16 protein-coding genes and 1 pseudogene are annotated in these 15,684 nt (G+C 68.3%); 9 read left to right on the top strand and 8 right to left on the bottom strand.

Annotated elements, in window-relative coordinates:
- The first annotated feature begins 226 nt into the window (after positions 1–226).
- The 5 genes from AC07YS_RS16295 to AC07YS_RS16275 all read left to right on the top strand — a co-directional run bounded on the left by AC07YS_RS16295 (position 227) and on the right by AC07YS_RS16275 (position 7,353).
- Positions 227–1,597 (top strand): NAD(P)-dependent oxidoreductase, encoded by a 1,371-nt coding sequence (locus tag AC07YS_RS16295; RefSeq protein ID WP_495267644.1) that lies wholly within the window; start codon positions 227–229, stop codon positions 1,595–1,597.
- A gap of 70 nt (positions 1,598–1,667) precedes the next feature.
- A complete protein-coding gene (gene preA / locus AC07YS_RS16290; protein ID WP_495267645.1) occupies positions 1,668–2,978 on the top strand; it encodes an NAD-dependent dihydropyrimidine dehydrogenase subunit PreA in 1,311 nt (436 codons plus the stop codon).
- 128 nt (positions 2,979–3,106) lie between these two features.
- Positions 3,107–4,612 carry an NCS1 family nucleobase:cation symporter-1 gene (locus tag AC07YS_RS16285; protein WP_495267646.1) on the top strand — a complete coding sequence of 502 codons (1,506 nt, stop codon included), beginning with the start codon at positions 3,107–3,109 and terminating at the stop codon, positions 4,610–4,612.
- A 26-nt stretch (positions 4,613–4,638) separates the two neighbouring features.
- On the top strand, positions 4,639–6,078 hold the full coding sequence (gene hydA / locus AC07YS_RS16280) for a dihydropyrimidinase (protein ID WP_095948742.1): 1,440 nt from the start codon (positions 4,639–4,641) through the stop codon (positions 6,076–6,078).
- 18 nt (positions 6,079–6,096) lie between these two features.
- Complete coding sequence (locus AC07YS_RS16275; protein WP_495267647.1) at positions 6,097–7,353, top strand: Zn-dependent hydrolase; 1,257 nt, start codon at positions 6,097–6,099, stop codon at positions 7,351–7,353.
- A gap of 34 nt (positions 7,354–7,387) precedes the next feature.
- Here the strand turns inward: AC07YS_RS16275 and AC07YS_RS16270 are convergent, their stop codons facing one another.
- The 4 genes from AC07YS_RS16270 to ycaC all read right to left on the bottom strand — a co-directional run bounded on the left by AC07YS_RS16270 (position 7,388) and on the right by ycaC (position 10,718).
- Positions 7,388–8,605, bottom strand: coding sequence for an acyl-CoA dehydrogenase family protein (locus AC07YS_RS16270; RefSeq protein ID WP_495267648.1), 1,218 nt, complete (start codon positions 8,603–8,605; stop codon positions 7,388–7,390).
- A 97-nt stretch (positions 8,606–8,702) separates the two neighbouring features.
- Positions 8,703–9,299 (bottom strand): NADPH-dependent FMN reductase, encoded by a 597-nt coding sequence (locus AC07YS_RS16265; RefSeq protein ID WP_095746578.1) that lies wholly within the window; start codon positions 9,297–9,299, stop codon positions 8,703–8,705.
- 95 nt (positions 9,300–9,394) lie between these two features.
- Positions 9,395–10,084: an isochorismatase family protein gene (locus tag AC07YS_RS16260; RefSeq protein WP_495267649.1), complete on the bottom strand. Its 690-nt coding sequence runs from the start codon at positions 10,082–10,084 to the stop codon at positions 9,395–9,397.
- Between the two features lie 7 nt (positions 10,085–10,091).
- A complete protein-coding gene (ycaC, locus tag AC07YS_RS16255; protein ID WP_062479957.1) occupies positions 10,092–10,718 on the bottom strand; it encodes an isochorismate family cysteine hydrolase YcaC in 627 nt (208 codons plus the stop codon).
- Positions 10,719–10,926: 208 nt separating this feature from the next.
- Between ycaC and AC07YS_RS16250 the strand changes: the two genes are divergently transcribed.
- The 4 genes from AC07YS_RS16250 (at position 10,927) to AC07YS_RS16235 (ending at position 13,307) form a co-directional block, all read left to right on the top strand.
- Positions 10,927–11,298 carry a hypothetical protein gene (locus AC07YS_RS16250; protein ID WP_447787689.1) on the top strand — a complete coding sequence of 124 codons (372 nt, stop codon included), beginning with the start codon at positions 10,927–10,929 and terminating at the stop codon, positions 11,296–11,298.
- 179 nt (positions 11,299–11,477) lie between these two features.
- The gene (locus AC07YS_RS16245; protein WP_492731215.1) at positions 11,478–12,176 is read left to right on the top strand and encodes a Bax inhibitor-1/YccA family protein; all 699 of its coding nucleotides are present in this window, start codon (positions 11,478–11,480) and stop codon (positions 12,174–12,176) included.
- Positions 12,177–12,211: 35 nt separating this feature from the next.
- Positions 12,212–12,757: an Rrf2 family transcriptional regulator gene (locus AC07YS_RS16240; protein ID WP_307694935.1), complete on the top strand. Its 546-nt coding sequence runs from the start codon at positions 12,212–12,214 to the stop codon at positions 12,755–12,757.
- Positions 12,758–12,860: 103 nt separating this feature from the next.
- Positions 12,861–13,307, top strand: coding sequence for a universal stress protein (locus AC07YS_RS16235; protein WP_062479963.1), 447 nt, complete (start codon positions 12,861–12,863; stop codon positions 13,305–13,307).
- 38 nt (positions 13,308–13,345) lie between these two features.
- On the opposite strand, the gene AC07YS_RS16230 is transcribed toward AC07YS_RS16235, so the two are convergent.
- The 4 genes and pseudogenes from AC07YS_RS16230 to AC07YS_RS16215 all read right to left on the bottom strand — a co-directional run bounded on the left by AC07YS_RS16230 (position 13,346) and on the right by AC07YS_RS16215 (position 15,555).
- Positions 13,346–13,774: a hypothetical protein gene (locus AC07YS_RS16230; protein WP_495267650.1), complete on the bottom strand. Its 429-nt coding sequence runs from the start codon at positions 13,772–13,774 to the stop codon at positions 13,346–13,348.
- Between the two features lie 42 nt (positions 13,775–13,816).
- The gene (locus tag AC07YS_RS16225) at positions 13,817–14,314 is read right to left on the bottom strand and encodes a GNAT family N-acetyltransferase (RefSeq protein ID WP_495267658.1); all 498 of its coding nucleotides are present in this window, start codon (positions 14,312–14,314) and stop codon (positions 13,817–13,819) included.
- A 24-nt stretch (positions 14,315–14,338) separates the two neighbouring features.
- Positions 14,339–14,902, bottom strand: a pseudogene (locus tag AC07YS_RS16220) (HD domain-containing protein); the annotation flags it as partial.
- A gap of 65 nt (positions 14,903–14,967) precedes the next feature.
- A complete protein-coding gene (locus tag AC07YS_RS16215) occupies positions 14,968–15,555 on the bottom strand; it encodes a hemerythrin domain-containing protein (RefSeq protein ID WP_159273080.1) in 588 nt (195 codons plus the stop codon).
- Positions 15,556–15,684 lie beyond the last annotated feature (129 nt).

Below are 15,684 nucleotides of genomic sequence, written 5' to 3'. Positions count from 1 at the left end.
GGCCTGTCTGGACAGGGTTTGCCCTGGGCAACTGTGCTGGGGAGTGCACCAAACAGCATGGTCGGCAGCGGCAAACACTTTCTCGTGCGCCGCGCCAACTGTGTATGGGCGGCACCCCTCGTTTGCTGAATCATCGCGACATTCGACCACTTGGTCAAACTTCATGAGGGCTCGATCTCTCATGTCGCACACGGTTACCCCACCACGACCTGGAGCTTGAAAGCCCATGAGCAGCACGATGAATCCCGTCGCGCCCAGCGCGCACATTGCCTCCGATGTGCGCGCCGGCCGTCTCGACCCCGCGCAGTACGCCAAGAACTTCTGCGACGCCCACCCGCCGCTGAACGTGGTGCAGGCCAACATCGAGGCCGAGCGCTGCTACTACTGCTTCGACGCGCCCTGCCAGACGGCCTGCCCCACGGGCATCGACATCCCGACCTTCATCCGCCGCATTGCCGACGGCAACCTGCGCGGCGCCGCGCGCACCATCCTCGAAGAGAACCCGCTGGGCGGCATGTGCGCCCGCGTGTGCCCGACCGAGGTGCTGTGCGAGCAGGCCTGCGTGCGCAACAGCAACGAGAGCAAGCCGGTGGAGATCGGCCTGCTGCAGCGCCATGCGACCGATGCCTTCTTCGACGCGCCCGGCGCGCCGCTGTTCGTGCGCGCGGCCGACACGGGCAAGCGCATTGCCGTCGTCGGCGCGGGCCCGGCCGGCCTGGCCTGCGCGCACCGCCTCGCGGTGCTGGGCCACCAGGTGACGCTGTTCGACGCGCGCCCCAAGCTCGGCGGCCTGAACGAATACGGCCTCGCCAGCTACAAGACGGTGAACGACTTCGCGCAACGCGAGATCGAGTGGCTGCTGTCGGTCGGCGGCATCGAGGTGCGCAACAACCAGGCACTGGGCCGCGAGCTGCACCTGGATGCGCTCGCCGCCGACTACGACGCGGTGTTCCTGGGCCTGGGCCTGGCCGGCGTGAACACGCTGGGCCTGGGCGAGCAGACCGGCGTGCGCGATGCAGTGGACTTCATTGCCGAGCTGCGTCAGGCCGCGTCGCCGGCCGACGTGGCCATCGGCCGCCACGTGGTGGTGATCGGCGGCGGCATGACCGCGGTGGACGCGGCCGTGCAGTCGCGCAAGCTCGGCGCGGAAGACGTGAGCATCGTCTACCGGCGCGGCGCGGAAGCCATGGGCGCCTCGGTCGACGAGCAGAGCTGGGCCAAGGAGAACGGCGTGCGCATCATCCACTGGGCCGCGCCCAAGGCCTTGCGCGCCAAGGGCGGCGTGCTGCGCGGCATCGACTTCGCGCGCACCGCGCTGGTCGACGGCAAGCTGGCCGAAACGGGTGAAGCCCTCGCGCTGCAGGCCGACATGGTGCTGTGCGCCATCGGCCAGAGCTTTGTCGCGACCGCGCTGGAAGACAGCGGCGTGCAGCTGCAGGGCGGGCGCATCAGTACCGATGCGGAATGCCGCAGCTCGCTCCCGAAGGTCTGGGCCGGCGGCGACGCGCGCTTCGGCGGGCGCGACCTCACGGTCGAGGCGGTGGAAGACGGCAAGCAGGCCGCGCTGTCCATCGACCGCCACCTGCGCGCGGCCTGACGCGACCGCACCGATCCTCCTTTCCTCTCATTCCATCCGTGCGCGCCTTGCCGCGACAGGAGCAATTCACATGGCAGACCTGAGCATCGACTTCGTGGGCATCCGCAGCCCCAACCCCTTCTGGCTGGCCTCGGCACCGCCGACCGACAAGGAGATCAACGTGGTCCGCGCCTTCGAGGCCGGCTGGGGCGGCGTGGTCTGGAAGACCGTGGGCGAAGACCCGAACGTGGTCAACGTGCACGGCCCGCGCTATGCCGTGTCCTATGCGGCCGACCGCCGCGTGACGGGCTTCAACAACATCGAGCTGATTTCCGACCGGCCGCTGCGCACCAACCTCGAAGAGATGACGCGCGTGAAGCGCAACTGGCCCGACCGCGCGCTGGTGGCGTCGATCATGGTGCCGTGCACCGAAGAGTCCTGGAAGAACATCCTGCCCATGGTCGAGGACACCGGCTGCGACGGGATCGAGCTGAACTTCGGCTGCCCGCACGGCATGAGCGAGCGCGGCATGGGCGCGGCCGTGGGCCAGGTGCCCGAGTACATCCAGATGGTGGCCGAGTGGTGCAAACACTACTCGAAGCTGCCGGTGATCGTGAAGCTCACGCCCAACGTGGCCGACATCCGGCCCGCTGCACGTGCGGCCAAGAAGGGCGGCGCCGATGCGGTGAGCCTCATCAACACCATCAACTCGATCATGGGCGTCGACCTGGACGCGATGGCGATGTTCCCGCACACCGACGGCAAGGGCTCGCACGGCGGCTACTGCGGCCCCGGCGCCAAGCCGATCGCGCTGCACATGGTGGCCGAGATCGCGCGCGACCCGCAGACCGCCGGCCTGCCCATCTCGGGCATCGGCGGCGTCTCGACCTGGCGCGATGCGGCCGAGTTCATCGCGCTGGGCAGCGGCTCGGTGCAGGTGTGCACTGCTGCCATGGTCTACGGCTTCAAGATCGTGCAGGACCTGTGCGACGGCCTGTCGAACTTCATGGACCAGAAGGGCTACGCCAACCTCGAGCAGATGCGCGGCCGTGCGGTCGGCAGCATCACCGACTGGCAGCAGCTGAACCTGAACCACGTCGACAAGGCGGTGATTCACCAGGACCTGTGCATCCAGTGCGGCCGTTGCCACGTGGTGTGCGAAGACACCTCGCACCAGGCCATCAGCGCCACGAAAGACGGCATGCGCTTCTTCGAAGTGAAGGAAGAAGAGTGCGTCGGCTGCAACCTGTGCGTGTCGATCTGCCCGGTGCCCGGCGCGCTGTCGATGCGCACGCTGAAGGCCGGTGAGACGGACGCGCGCACCGGCCACCCGGTGGTCGGCCACTACGCCAACTGGACCACGCACCCCAACAACCCGATGCGCACCGGCAGCCCCGCCTGAACGGGATATCGAACAAGCGAGTGAGTGAGTGAGCAAATGAATGACCAAGCCCGGCGCAGACCGGGCGGCGGCGGGAGGGGAACGACCACACGGCCAGACGCACGACACACGTGCAGGAGAAAACCCACATGACGACCCCACAGCACGGCGGCGCACCCGCCGCAAACCTCTGGAACGAGGACCTGGCGCCCACCACGCTGGCGCAGCGAACGTGGCGCTGGTACCACTTCGCCGCACTCTGGGTGGGCATGGTGATGTGCATCCCCGCCTACATGCTGGCGGCCAGCCTCATCGAAGGCGGCATGTCGTGGGGGCAGGCGGTGCTGACCGTATTCCTCGGCAACGCCATCGTGCTGGTGCCGATGCTGCTCATCGGCCACGCGGGCGCGAAGTACGGCATTCCGTATGCGGTGATGGCGCGCGCCTCGTTCGGCACGCGCGGGGCGCGGCTCCCCGCCTTGCTGCGCGCCATCGTGGCCTGCGGCTGGTACGGCATCCAGACCTGGTTCGGCGGCCAGATGATCTACACGCTGGTCGGCGTGCTCATGGGCCAGCCGCTGGGCGGCGACAAGCTGCCGATGCTCGGCATCAACGGCGCGCAGCTGGTGTGCTTCCTGATCTTCTGGGCCATCCAGCTGTACTTCGTGGTGCACGGCATCGAGTCGATCCGCCGGCTCGAAACCTACACCGCCCCGCTGAAGATCATCGTATGCATCGCCCTGCTCTACTGGGCCGTGCAGCGCGCGGGCGGCCTGGGCCCGATCTTCGACCAGCCTTCGCAGTTCGAGGCCGGCGGCAAGAAGGCCGGCATGTTCTGGGCCGTGTTCTGGCCGTCGCTCACGGCCATGGTCGGCTTCTGGGCCACGCTGGCGCTGAACATCCCCGACTTCACGCGCTTCTCGCGCTCGCAGCGCGACCAGGTGGTGGGCCAGGTGATCGGCCTGCCCGCACCCATGGGCCTGCTCGCGATGATGGCCGTGATGGTCACCTCGGCCACGGTGGTCATCTACGGCAAGGCGCTGTGGGACCCGGTGGACCTGGCCAGCCGCATGACCGGCGCCGCGGTGCTGCTCGCGCTCATCATCCTGCTGATCGACACCGTGAGCGTGAACCTGGCGGCCAACCTCGTGGGCCCGGCCTACGACTTCTCTGCCCTCAACCCGAAGAAGATCTCGTACCGCACGGGCGGCTACATCACGGCCGGCATCGCCATCGTGATGATGCCGTGGAAGGTGTTGGAGACCACGCAGGGCTACATCTTCACCTGGCTCATCGGCTACTCGGCGCTGCTGGGGCCGGTGGCCGGCATCCTGATTGCCGACTACTACCTCATCCGCCGCAAGGAGCTGGACGTCGATGCGCTCTACCGCGAGAACGGCGCGTACAGCTACGGCAATGGCTGGAACATGGCGGCCGTCATCGCCTTCGTCGTCGGCGTGCTGCCCAACATCCCGGGCTTTCTGAACGCGGCCTTTCCGTCGGTCGTGCCGACGATGCCCGAGTTCTTCAAGACGGTCTACACCTACGCCTGGTTCGTCGGCGTGGTGCTGTCGGCCGTGGTCTACATGGGGCTGATGAAGGCGCGCGCGCCGCAGCTTCAGGGCCTGGCCCCACCCCTCAAGAACCCCAGCTGAAGCAAGAAAGAAAAGGAACCCACGCCATGACCGTTCTCATTCGCGGTGGCACGGTGGTCAACGCCGATGCCGAGCACCGTGCCGACGTGCTCTGCCAGGGGGACAAGATCCTCCAGGTCGGCACCGACCTGCAGGTGCCGGCGGGCGCCGAAGTCGTCGACGCCGGCGGCGCCTACGTCATGCCCGGCGGCATCGACCCGCACACCCACATGCAGCTGCCCTTCATGGGCACCGTGGCGGCCGACGACTTCTTCAGCGGCACGGCGGCGGGCCTGGCCGGTGGCACCACCAGCATCATCGACTTCGTGATTCCCGACCCGCAGCAGTCGCTGATGGACGCCTTTCGCATGTGGCGCGGCTGGGCCGAGAAATCGGCCGGCGACTACAGCTTTCACGTGGCCGTGACCTGGTGGAACGACAGCGTGCACAAGGACATGGGCACGCTGGTGCACGAGCATGGCGTGAACAGCTTCAAGCACTTCATGGCCTACAAGAACGCGATCATGGCCGACGACGAAATCCTGGTGAAGAGCTTCCAGCGCTCGCTGGAACTCGGCGCCATGCCGACGGTGCATGCGGAAAACGGCGAGCTGGTCGCGATGCTGCAGCAGCAACTGCTGGCGCAGGGCATCCGCGGCCCCGAAGGCCATCCGCTGTCGCGCCCGCCGATGGTCGAGGCCGAGGCGGCCAACCGCGCCATCGCCATCGCCGACGTGCTGGGCGTGCCGATCTACGTGGTGCACGTGTCGTGCGGTGAAGCGCTCGACGCCATCACCCGCGCCCGCGCACGCGGCCAGCGCGTGTATGGCGAAGTGCTGGCCGGCCACCTCGTGGTCGACGAGAGCGCCTACCGCGACCCCGACTTCGCGCGCGCTGCCGCCCACGTGATGAGCCCGCCCTTCCGCTCGCGCGAGAACCAGGCCATGCTGTGGCGCGGTCTGCAGGGCGGCAACCTGCACACCACGGCCACCGACCATTGCACCTTCTGCGCCGAGCAGAAGGCGGCCGGCCGCGACGACTTCACGAAGATTCCCAACGGCTGCGGCGGCGTCGAAGAGCGCATGGCCGTGCTGTGGGATGCCGGCGTCAACGCGGGCCGGCTCACGCCGTCGGAGTTCGTGCGCGTCACCTCGACCAACGCGGCGCAGCTGTTCAACCTGTACCCGCGCAAGGGCGTGATCCAGCCCGGTGCCGACGCCGACATCGTGGTCTGGGACCCGAAGGCGACCAAGACGCTGTCGGTGAAGACGCAGCATTCGAAGAGCGACTTCAACATCTTCGAAGGCCGCGAAGTGACGGGTGTGCCCAGGCACACGGTGAGCGCCGGCCGCTGGGTCTGGCGCGACGGCGACCTGCGCGCCGAGCCCGGCACCGGCCGCTACCTCAAGCGCCCGCCCTTCGCGCCGATGTTCACCGCTCTCGAACGCTTCAAGCAGCAGCACGCGCCCACGGCCGTGGCGCGCTGAACCCCCAAGGAGTCATACATGAATGCAGCAGTGGACACGCAGGTGCTGACGATCAACGGCGAGCGCCTGTGGAACTCGCTGATGGAACTGGCACGCATCGGCGCCACGCCCAAGGGCGGCGTCAAGCGCCTGGCGCTGACCGACCTCGACAAAGAAGGCCGCGACCTCGTGGTCTCGTGGGGCAAGGAAGCCGGCCTGAGCATCACCGTCGACAAGATCGGCAACGTCTTCATGCGCCGCGAAGGCAGCAACCCCGCGCTGCCGCCCATCGTGTCGGGCAGCCACATCGACACGCAGCCCACCGGCGGCAAGTTCGACGGCAACTACGGCGTGCTGTCGGCACTGGAAGTGGTGCGCACGCTGAACGACCAGGGCATTCGCACCGAGGCGCCCATCGAAGTCGCGTTCTGGACCAACGAGGAAGGCTCGCGCTTCGTGCCGGTGATGATGGGCTCGGGCGTGTTCTGCGGCGCCTTCAGCCTGGAACACGCCTATGCGGCCAAGGACACCGAAGGCAAGACGGTGCAAGAGGAGCTGGAACGCATCGGCTACATCGGCGACCAGACACCGGGCGACCACCCCATCGGCGCCTACTTCGAGGCGCACATCGAGCAGGGGCCGGTGCTGGAGGATGCGGACAAGGTCATCGGCGTGGTGCCGGCGGTGCTCGGCCTCTCGTGGTACGACTGCGTCGTCACCGGCATGGAGGCGCATGCGGGCCCCACGCCGATGCACCTGCGTCGCGACGCGCTGCAGGTGGCGACGCGGATCATGCAGGAGGTGGTGGCCATCGGGCTGCGCTACCCGCCCTACGGGCGCGGCACGGTCGGCATGGTGCAGGTGCACCCGAACAGTCGCAACGTGATTCCGGGCGAGGTGAAGTTCTCGGTCGACCTGCGCAACGTGAGCGGCGAATTGCTCGACCGCATGCACGGCGAGATCCTCGCCTTCGTCGAACGCACGGGACGCGAGACCGGGTTGGACGTGACGATCGAGCGCGTGTCGTACTTTCCGCCCTGCCCGTTTCACCCCGATTGCGTGGATGCGGTGCGCCGCGCGACCGAACGGCTCGGCTATTCGACCATGGACGTGGTCTCGGGCGCGGGCCACGACGCGATCTATGCCGCGCGGCTCGCACCGGCCGGCATGATCTTCGTGCCCTGCAAGGACGGCATCAGCCACAACGAGATCGAGGACGCGCAGCCCGACCACCTGACGGCCGGCTGCAACGTCTTGCTGCACGCGATGCTGGAGCGCGCGAAGCGCGTGGACTGACGCCCATACGCTCACGGTGGCGGCGGCACTGCCGTTACTGGTACGCCGCCAGCTCCTGCTTCGCGATCGCGTTGCGGTGCACCTCGTCGGGGCCATCGGCCACGCGCAGGTGGCGCTCGTAGGCGTAGAAGTGCGTGAGCAGCGTGTCCTGGCTCAGGCCCATCGCGCCGAAGGCCTGCATGGCCCAGTCGATCACCTTCACGCAGTTGTTCGGCGTGAGCACCTTGATCATGGCGATCTCCTTGGCCGCCACCTTGTTGCCGACGGTGTCCATGCGGTAGGCCGCATTCAGCACCATCCAGCGCGACTGCTCGATGAGCATGCGCGACTCGGCAATGCGCTCGCGCCACACGCCCTGCTCCGACAGTGGCTTGTGGAAGGCCACGCGCGACACCAGGCGCTGGCACATCATCTCCAGCGCGGCCTCGGCCATGCCGATGGCGCGCATGCAGTGGTGGATGCGTCCGGGGCCGAGGCGGCCCTGCGCGATCTCGAAGCCGCGGCCCTCGCCCAGCAGGATGTTCTCGACCGGCACGCGCACGTTGTCGAACACGATCTCGGGGTGGCCGAAGGGCGGGTCGTACATGCCCAGCAGCTGCATGTCGCGCACGATGGTGATGCCCGGTGTGTTCTTGGGCACGAGCACCATCGACTGCTGCTTGTGGCGGTCGGCGTTGTCGGGGTCGGTCTTGCCCATCAGCACGAAGATCTCGCAGCGCTCGTTCATGGCGCCGGTGATGTACCACTTGCGCCCGTTGATGACGTACTCGTCGCCCTCGCGGCGGATGCTGCAGCGGATGTTGGTGGCGTCGCTGGAGGCCACCTCGGGCTCGGTCATGGCGAACGACGAGCGGATCTCGCCGGCGAGCAGCGGCGTGAGCCAGCGCTCCTGCTGCGCCTTGGTGCCGTAGCGCGCCAGCACTTCCATGTTGCCGGTGTCGGGTGCGGAGCAGTTGAAGATTTCGGCGCTCCAGTAGCGGCGCCCCATGATCTCGCACAGCGGCGCGTACTCGACATTGCTCAGGCCCGGGCCGTGCTCCGACTCGGGCAGGAACAGGTTCCACAGGCCGCGCTCGCGCGCCTTGGCCTTGAGGCCGGCCATCATCGGCAGCTCGGCGTAGGGGCGGCCGGCGCGGGCGTTGGCGGCCAGCTCTTCCTCGCGTCGCTTCTCGTTCGGGTAGACGTGCTTGTCCATGAACTTGAGCAGCTCGGCGCGCAGCGCGAGCACCCGGGGCGTGAATTCGAATTGCATGTCGTCTCGTCCTTCTTCCAATGTGCGGTCGAAGATACGTCGCGATGCGGATCGGGACGGTCGTTCGCGCGACAGCACGAACGCCGCCCTGGGCAGGTCAACGTGGCGTGGGCAACGCGGTCGCGAGCGCGGCCAGCGCCGCCACCACCTTCTGCACCGACTGCGCGGCGCGCGCGTCCTTCAGCGTGCCGTCGGCCTCGAAGGCCTCGTTCGCGCGCCCGAGCGCGAACTGCTGCGGCGCCACCAGCATGGCGAAGGCCATCTGCAGGTACTGGCGCAGGAAGTTCATCGAGCGCAGCGCGCCCAGCGGCCCGGGCGAGGCCGACAGCAGCGCGGCCGGTTTGTTGGCCGTGGCGGCCAGCCCGCCCGCATGGCCCTCGCCCGGCGGAATGCGCGAGAGCCAGCTGAAGGCGTTGATGACCAGCGGCGTCGGAAAACCGTTGTATTCGGGCGTGACGATCAGCACGCCGTCGCTCGCCGCGATGGCGCTGCGCAGTTCGTGCGCGCCGGCCGGCACGCCCGAGGCGGCCTCGAGGTCGCCGTCGTACACGGGCAGCGCCAGCGCGCGCAGGTCCATCTCCGTCACCTGCAGGCCCGCCGCGCGCGCGGTGGCCGCGGCCACGGCCGCCAACCGGCGGTTGAGCGAGCCGTCGCGGGCGCTGCCGGGAATGATCAGGATGCGGGGACTGTCCATGCGGGGCTCCTTGCCGTGCGTTGAAAGAAGAAGGAAAGCCGCGCCGCACGCGAAGGGCGTGCGGCGCGGCGTTCGTCAGTGTCGCACCCGGAAGATCAGGCGCGCTGCGAATCCAGCTGCTCGCTGTTCGTCACGACCTCCTGCGCCTTCATGTAGCTCTCGATCAGCAGCTGGTAGGGCGGGAACACGGCGCTGTAGGCCTCGGCCCATTGCGCGGCATCGTCGCGGTGCCAGGTCTTCTGCACTTCGGAGCACACGCCCGCGGTGTCGATCGGCACCACGCCGGCCTGCACCACGCGCGCCAGCGTGATCTCCTGCGCCATCTTCGAGTAGGTGCCCGAGGCGTCGATCACCGCGAACACGCGGTAGCCCTCGTGCACCGCCGCGATGCTCGGGAAGGCCATGCACACGCTGGTGATGGTGCCGGCGATGATCAGCGTGCCGCGCCCGGTCGCCTTCACGGCGGCCACGAACTCGGGGTTGTCCCAGGCGTTGATCTCGCCCTTGCGCGCCACGTACTGCGCATGCGGCGCGTACTTGTGCACTTCGGGAATCAGCGGGCCGTTCGGGCCCTGCGGCACCGAGGCGGTGGTGATGACCGGGATCTTCGCCAGCGTCGCGACCTTGGCCAGCGTGGTGACGTTGGAGCGCAGCTCGGTCATCGGCATGTCCTTCACGGTCTGGAACAGGCCGCTCTGGTGGTCGATGAGCAGCATCACGGCGTCATCCGGGTCGATGACGGGCTTGGCGCCATTGAAGTTGGCAACGTTGTTCGGTGTGGTCATGGCGTGCTCACTTTCCTTGGGTCAGCTGCGTGTAGCTGGTGATCAGGTTGCGGTAGTCGGGGATGTGGTTGGAGAACAGCGTCCCCAGGCCCTCGATGTCGTTGCGCCAGTCGCGGTGCAGCTCGCAGGCCACGCCGAACCACGACATGAGCTGCGCGCCGGCGGCCGACATGCGGTCCCACGCGGCCTGGCGCGTCACGTCGTTGAAGGTGCCCGACGCATCGGTGACGACGAACACGTCGAAGCCCTCGGCCAGCGCCGACAGCGCCGGGAAGGCCACGCAGACCTCGGTGACCACGCCAGCGATCAGCAGTTGCTTCTTGCCCGTGGCCTTCACGGCCTTGACGAAGTCCTCGTTGTCCCAGGCGTTGATCTGGCCGGGGCGCGGGATGTAGGGCGCGTCGGGAAACTGGGCCTTCAGCTCGGGCACCAGCGGGCCGTTGGGGCCGTTCTCGAAGCTGGTGGTCAGCACCGTGGGCAGCTTGAAGTAGCTGGCGATGTCGGCCAGGGCCAGCACGTTGTTCTTGAACTTGTCGGGGTCGATGTCGCGCACCAGCGAGAGCAGGCCGGTCTGGTGGTCGACCAGCAGCACGGCGACATCGTTCTTGTCGAGACGGGTGTAAGGCTTGGACATGAGAGGCTTCCTTTGCGAGGTTGAATGCCGGGGAAAAATGGCCCCCGATGCATGTCCGTCAGCGTAAAAGCGCACCCGAAAGTCCGGTAGTCGGCGAAATTTGCCTGCAGCGTTCCACCCGATGGACGATGGCAACACCCGTGCGCCGTGGTCGGATGAATTCGCGCCCGCCGGAGCCGATCCGTGGCGGCGGGTAAAATACCCCTACATGTCCCGCTGGTTTGCCGCTACCGTCCTCGCTTTCATGCTGTCCTGCTACGGCTTCGCCGTGCTCGCGCACGGGCTGGTCGGCGGCCACCATGTGACGTCGTCGTCCGGCGAACGCCAGACCGTCGCGACGCTCGCCGCCTCGCTGGCCGATGGCGGCGACAAGGACATCGGCAAGACATCGTCCGAAGACCCGTCCGCCATGGACGAAGCGGGCTCCGAGCACGCCGAACTGGTCGATGCGCGTCCCCACGCACGCAACCTGCTGGTGCTCTCCGCGCAACCGCCGCGGCTGGGCTCCACCTCGGTGCTCTCGCCGCTGCTCGACCGGCCCAAGCGGCCACCCCGGCCCCACGCCCTCCTCGCCGCCTGAGGCCGCGCGGCGGCGAGCGAACGCCTGAGGACCGATCCGGTCTGGGCGTTTGCGCTCACCCATCCGGCCCGTCGCCTGTTTCACGCGACGCACGTGCCCCTTCTTTTTCAGCCGTCTGACGGCCCCGCCGCACGTGTCATGCGACCCGTCCGGCCCTCTCTCTTTTTCAGGATTTTTTGATGAACTCCAGCCAATCGGCCTACCCCTCCAGCTTCGGCGCACCGTTGGCCTCGGTCCAAGAACGCAACCGCGTTCTGCGCAACACCTACTGGCTGCTCGCGCTGTCGATGGTGCCCACCGTGCTGGGCGCCTGGCTCGGCGTGGCCACCGGCCTCACGCGCGCCATGTCGCCGGGCATCGGCCTCATGGTGTTCCTCGGCGGCGCCTTCGGCTTCATGTACGCCATCGAGAAGACCAAGAACTCCGCCGCCGGCGTGCCCGTGCTGCTGGCCTTCACCTTCTTCATGGGCCTGATGCTGTCGCGCCTGGTCGGCAGCGTGCTCGGCCTGTCCAACGGCGCCAGCCTGGTCATGACCGCCTTCGCCGGCACCGGCGGCATCTTCCTGGGCATGGCCATGCTCTCGACGGTCATCAAGCGCGACATCTCGGCCATGGGCAAATGGCTCTTCGTGGGCGCCATCGGCCTGCTCGTGGTGGGCATCGCCAACGTCTTCATCCAGTCGAGCGCGCTGATGATGACGCTGTCGGTCGCCGCCATCGGCATCTTCTCGGCCTTCATCCTGCATGACCTGAAGCGCGTGAAGGATGGCCTGGAAACCAACTACATCTCGGCCACGCTGGGCGTGTACCTGAGCCTCTACAACGTGTTCCAGTCGCTGCTGGCCCTGCTGGGCATCGCCGGCGGCCGCGACGAGTAAGCGCACACAGAACGACAAGCAAGGAAGGAAACACCATGCGCCTCACCACCAAGGGCCGCTTCGCGGTCACCGCGATGATCGACATCGCCCTGCACGGCCGCTCGGGCCCCGTCACGCTGGCCTCGATCAGCCTGCGCCAGCAGGTCTCGCTCTCGTACCTGGAACTGCTGTTCGCCAAGCTGCGCCGCAACGGGCTGGTCGAATCCACCCGCGGCCCCGGCGGCGGCTACTCGCTCAGCCGCAAAGCCACGGAGATCACGGTGGCCGACATCGTGCTCACCATCGAAGACCTGGGCGCCAGCAAGATCCGCCCGCGCGCCGCCGGCTCGGCCGACGAACCGGGCCGCTGCGAGATCGACGACCTGTGGGCCTCCGTGAACCTGCGCGCCGTCGAGTTCCTGCGCTCGATCTCGCTGCAGAGCCTGGTCGACGAACAGAAGGCCAAGGGCGTGCAGCCCGCCACCAGCGCGGCCGCGCGCCGCACCACGGCCGTCGTCGGCTCGCCGGTGCGCAAGCCCTTCGTGGTCGACGCGCCGAACTCGGTGTTCGCACTGGGCCGGCGTCACAGCACGAGCAGCTGACGGCGATCGGCGCGGCCGCTGCGCCGCGCCTTGAAAGACCGGGCCGCGCGACCTAGACTGGGCAGTGAGGGCACCCGCGGTGCCGGGGGCCAAGGAGCCTGCCATGTACAAGCGTGTTCTCGTCGCAACCGACGGCTCTTCGCTGTCGGACAAGGCGGTGGCCGCGGCCATCGATCTCGCGTTGCTGACCGGCGCCGAGCTGGTGAGCGTCAACGTCGCGCACATCCAGCCCTATGGCTACTTCGAAGGCTCGATGCTGCTGAACCAGACGGATTTCGAGGCCAACCAGAAACACGTCGAGCAGGCGGCCCAGCGCGTGGCCGATGCGGTGCGCGACACCGCCCTGGCCAAGGGCGTGCGCCGCGCCGACGCGGTGGTCATGAAGTCGAACCAGGTGGCCGAAGCCATCATCCACGCCGCCAAGAACCAGGACTGCGACCTGATCGTGATGGCCTCGCACGGGCGCCGCAGCCTCGCCCGGCTGCTGCTGGGCAGCGAGACGCTGCACGTGCTGACGCACTCGCACATTCCGGTGCTGGTGCTGCGCTGAACTGAACGAACGAGGCCCCGCGCACGCGGTGCGCGGGGTTATCTCGTCGCTGCGGACTCGACGGTCTCGACGACCGTGCGACCGGCCGGCGGGCACGACGGCCCGGCATCGCGGCCGAAGCAGCGCGCGGCCTGCGTGCGCGCCTGGGCTTCCTGCGCGTGGCGCGCCTGCGCGGCATCGACCTGGTAGTCGAGCAGCCACTTCATGAGCAACAGCATCGCAATGACCAACCCAAGCGCCACACCCAGCAGGGTCGTGCGCCAGTTGCGCGGTCGCGCCGCAGACGGCGCGCGGGCCGGTGCGGTGCTTTCCATCGCGGTGAAGCCCGCAAGGCTGCGGGACGCACCACCGTCATGGATGCGGCGGCGGGGTGGTTCGGGGGTCGCGGAACGCGCGGACACCGAGGTCTGCGCGCGCTTCACGCGCGGCGCATGGGCAGTGTCCGAAGGCAGGTGACGGGCAGGCATGACGGGGGCGATTATGAACGCCTTGCGCCCCCGGTCCGTGCGTCAGGCACCGACGCCGAACGCCGCGTGGTACCGCACCTCGCCAACCGGCCACGCGCCGTGGAACGACACGGCCTGAAAGTACTCCGGCGGCACGCCCGGCAACACCAGCCCGGGCCGCGCGACGAAGCCGAAGCGGCCATAGAAGGCCGGGTCGCCCAGCAGCACGCAGCCTTGCGCGCCGGCGTCGCGCAGGCCCGCCAGCGCCGCGTCCATCAGCAGCCGGCCGATGCCCTGCCCCTGGCGCGCAGGCGCCACCGAGATCGGGCCCAGGCCATGCCAGCCAGCCGTGCCGTCCGAGATCGCCACGGGCGACAGCGCGACATGGCCGACGATCTCGCCGCCTTCCTCGACCACGAGCGACAGCGTGAGCTGCCCGGCCGCGCGCAAGGCGTCGACGATGAGGTGTTCGGTGCCGTCGGCATGCGGTGCCTCGGCAAACGCCGCCACCGTCAGTTGCCGGATCGCGGCCTCGTCGCCCGGTTGCTCGGGGCGAACCACCGGCCCCGACTCCGCCCGTCGCGCAGCCTCCACCTTCTTCTGCGTGTCGGCATCCACCAGCGCCCGCATGGCACGAAACAGCGGCCGGCTGCCAGTGTGCTTCTGGCCGTAGCCGAGGTTGAATTCGTAGTCGAAGTCCGGCGGGTTCGCGCCCTGGTTATGCTGCAGCAGGGTCTCGAGCTTGTCGAGCGCCTTGACCGCCTGCGCTTCGGGCGTCTCGGCCTTTTCGTACTCGTCCCACAGCGCCAGGATGCCCGCGCGCAGCGGCGCGTCGAGCGTGCGCGTGAGCACCTGCAGGTCTTCGCGCTCCTGCGCGCTCTTGTCGGGATGCGCGCCTTGCACGATGGCGGGAATGTCGCCATGGATCGCCTCGCCCAGGTCGTGCACCACGCACATCTTCAGCACCTTGAGCAGGTCCAGGTCGGCCAGCTCGTCCTCGAAGGCCATGGCCATGAGGCACAGGCGCCAGCTGTGCTCGGCCGTGCTCTCGGTGCGGCCCGAGGCGGTGTGCGCGCTGCGCAGCACGCTCTTGAGGCGCTCGGCCTCGCGAAGGAAGTCCAGCCTTCCCTTGATCTGATCGATGTCCATCTCGCGGTCTCGTGGGTCCTGAATGAGTTCAGGCCGAGCCTAAGCGATCCGGACGCGAGCCGTCGTTACAGCGCCGGCCCCAACCCGATCGGCGCGGGCACCGCGTTGACGATGCGCGTGAAGAGCGACGCATACACCTCGTCGGGCGCGGGGTGGTTGGAGAACAGGTCGCGGTTCTCGCCGAAGGCCGCGTCGAGCTCGCGCCAGTCGTCGGCGCTGAGCACGCGCTCGGCCAGCGGCAGGATCTCGCGTTCCTCGTGCGCCATGTGCTCCAGGTAGAAGCTCACGTACTCGTTCATCGCCTGCTCGAAAGCCAGGCGGCGCGGCTCGCCGAGCATCTCGAAGGCGAGCAGCGCGTGCTCGACGTGGCGGATCTTGCGCTCGCCCCAGGCATGGTCGTTGTCGAGCTTGTCCATCAGGTCGCGCGAGATCGGCGTGCAGGCGCGCAGCCGGGGAAAGAGCAGCTCGGTCTCTTTCGGGTGGTGGCGCTTCTCGGGAAACTCGTCCACGTAGAACAGCATGGCGCGCAGCGTCGCGAAGTCGGGCATCGTGCCCTTGCGGCGGTGCTGGTCGAGCAGCATCACGATGGAACGCAGCATGGCCGCCAGCGCGGCGTGCTCCTGGCGAATGATCCGGACGGCGGCATGGGTCATGGCGGGGTCTCCTTCTTTCGAAGGCCCCAAGGGTCGCAAGCCCAAGGCGGCCCGGGCTTGTTCCAGATCAAGGCCCGTGCATGCAGCCAGGCACAGACTGGCATGGCATCTCCTGTCTTTTTCTTCAAC

Source organism: Variovorax sp. GW458-11-26-14-LB1, assembly GCF_059423965.1.
The sequence above is the reverse complement of the archived record's forward strand: the minus strand, read 5'-3'. Positions and strand labels throughout refer to the sequence as shown.